This is a genomic window from Bradyrhizobium sp. AS23.2 (assembly GCF_001908185.1).
In the GTDB taxonomy this organism is placed as follows: Bacteria; Pseudomonadota; Alphaproteobacteria; order Rhizobiales; family Xanthobacteraceae; genus Bradyrhizobium.
Genome location: NZ_LGHM01000262.1, coordinates 1 through 2487, shown reverse-complemented (window position 1 = coordinate 2487; position 2487 = coordinate 1). Strand labels below are relative to the sequence as shown.

The following is a 2487-nucleotide window of genomic DNA, read 5'->3' as shown; positions in this document are numbered from 1 at the left end:
AGTGCGTCCAAAAGCGCAAAACCGCGTCGCGATACCCACTTTGGCCGGTCATTGGACGATCCGACGCGAGAACATCGGCCGCCTGCAATGATTGGCGACCACGGCCGCGTGCCGACCTACCCGTTTGCACACAACCAAGACCCGAAGCCGACCTCGGCGGAGTCGATTGGCTATCGCGCCAGCAGCCCGCCGGGGCTGATCCGACGGGGGTAATGACCGGAGCTTGCTACGGGACCTTGCAATCCATCTCAGGTCGCAGGACGACACTTTCCTGAGCCGTAGCTTCGTTACGGCAGCCGATGAAGACGGCAGGTTGCGCACTTCGGTTCACCGCAACATGCAACATGTTTGCGGGAACGAAAATATAATCCCCCGGTCGCACAATGTCGCGATACTGAAGTTGATCGCCGGTCCACAATTCCATTTCATCGCCGGTGAGCATGTAGAGCGCGGTTTCGTGATGCTCGTGCACGTGTGCCCGGGTTCGTTTCCCGGCTGGCAGAGTGATCTTCCCGAGCCAGAGCGAGTTTGAGCCGACGGTTTCTGCGCTTACGCCGGGCTCGTAATCGCTACCTTGTTCTGCGCGGTAGCCGGCGGCGCCTTTGATGACCAACGCCTTATGCGGTGCAGCGATCGACCCGGTTTTGCTCCTGGTGGCTTCAAGAATCGTCATCGAAACCTCCTGTTTAGTGAAGGGATTGGGGCGTATAAATTCGGCCATCGGTGGCCTAAAAGTCTTGAACGCAAGCCCGAAATGTTCCGAAAACTTGCAAAATCCATTGGTCTTTGGCCATGTCCACGGACTTCACCTTCGGCCCGTTTGTGCTCGATAAGCAGCGCGGGAAGCTTCTACGCGAGGGCCTGCCAGTAGCCATCAGCAGCAAGGGTCTTCGGTTGCTCGAGGCGCTGCTTGGCTCGCCCGGCCGAGTGCTGACGAAAAACGAGTTGATGCAGGCGGCCTGGGGCGACGCCGCGATCGAAGAAAGCAATCTTTCGGTTCAAATCGCTGCGCTGAGAAAGCAACTGGGGCCGATCTCGGAAGGCGGAGATTGGATCACCACGGTTCCACGGGTCGGCTATCGCTTTGTCGGGCTTCAAGCAAAAGAGCCGATGGAAAATATAGCCCAGGCGACGACGTTGCCGGCTGAGCATCGACCGTGGATCGCCGTTCTGCCGTTCGTCAACTTGAGTGGTGAAAGAGAACAGGAATATCTCGCCGATGGTATCACCGAAGATATCATTACCGCCCTGACGCGGTTTCGCTGGCTTTTCGTAATCGCCCGCAATTCCAGCTTTGCTTACAAGCACAAACTCCTTGACGCAAAACAGATCGCGCAAGAGCTCGGCGTGGAGTATCTGATCGAAGGAAGCGTGCGCAAGTCCGGCCAGAAGATGCGGATTTCTGCGCAGCTCGTCGACGCCAGATCAGGAAAGCATATCTGGGCCGAACGCTATGACCTCGAATTGAACGACGTGTTCGCTATTCAGGACGAAATTGCCGAGCGCGTAGCAGGCGCTATCGAACCGGAGCTGCTGAAAACGGAGGGCGCGCAGGCAGCGGCTCGACATACAGGCAATATAACAGCCTGGGACATAGTGCGGCGGGGGACGTGGCATTTTCATCAAGTCACCTGCGAGAACCACCGAAAAGCCCGAGAACTATTTCGACAAGCCGCCGAGCTCGATCCCGAGCTTCCGGAGGGGCATCTCTGGCTCGGCCGGGTCAATGCCGGCCTGGTTGCTTATGGCTGGTCGGACAATCGCGCTGCCGATTTGCGGGAGGGCACGGAGGCGGCCCTAAAGGCGGTCCAACTGGACGAACGAAATCCTTACACACACTACTCGCTCGCGATCGTTAGTGCGTATGCGGACCAGTTCGAGCAGTCGATCAGTGCCGCCAGAAAGGCGATTGAAATCAGCCCCAGCTTTGCGTTGGGCCATCTGGTCCTCGGAATGGCGGTCTTGTTCAGCGGACGTGCATCTGATGCAATTTCGCCGCTTGAGTACGGCTTGCGGCTGAGCCCGCACGACCCGCAAGGTTTCTTCTGGTTCAATGCACTTGCGCTGGCACGCCTTTTTTCCGGCCACGCGGAAGCAGGTCTCAAGGTGGCAGCACGCGCACTGCAAATACGGCCGAACTGGCCAACCAGTCTGGAAGTTCTCGTCTGCTGCCATGCTGCGCTTGGAAAGTGGGGCGAAGCCCGACGCTGCGCGCAACAGATTGCCGGCGTTACGAGCCCGTCAGACGACGTACTGGCACCACTCAAGGCCCACAACCCGGCATGGACAGAGCAGATGACCCGCGCCCTTCAAACGGCGAAAGCCTAGTGCGTGTGGCGCGAACGCCAATGTCGCCTTCTGGCCCTTCGCGACATATTGCGCCGCCGCGTGAGCTTGGTCGTTAACGGGGGTGGACTCAACCGGTCGGTGCAACACTCTAATCTTTTAGCAGAGATGGAGTGTGGGCATGAAGCAGCGACGTCGCAT

2 protein-coding genes are annotated in these 2487 nt (G+C 58.6%); one reads left to right on the top strand and one right to left on the bottom strand.

The window, feature by feature from the left end; genetic code table 11:
* Positions 1-226 precede the first annotated feature (226 nt).
* Complete coding sequence (locus AC630_RS40235) at positions 227-673, bottom strand: cupin domain-containing protein (RefSeq protein WP_074123883.1); 447 nt, start codon at positions 671-673, stop codon at positions 227-229.
* A 119-nt stretch (positions 674-792) separates the two neighbouring features.
* Here AC630_RS40235 and AC630_RS40230 point away from each other — a divergent pair, with 119 nt between their 5' ends.
* Complete coding sequence (locus AC630_RS40230) at positions 793-2328, top strand: winged helix-turn-helix domain-containing tetratricopeptide repeat protein (RefSeq protein ID WP_074123882.1); 1536 nt, start codon at positions 793-795, stop codon at positions 2326-2328.
* The last annotated feature ends 159 nt before the right edge of the window (positions 2329-2487 follow it).

Bases quoted from the DNA above. Each gene is read 5' to 3' on its own strand.
- AC630_RS40235 (WP_074123883.1), bottom strand. From the start codon at position 673: ATGACGATTCTTGAAGCCACCAGGAGCAAAACCGGGTCGATCGCTGCA.
- AC630_RS40230 (WP_074123882.1), top strand. From the start codon at position 793: ATGTCCACGGACTTCACCTTCGGCCCGTTTGTGCTCGATAAGCAGCGC.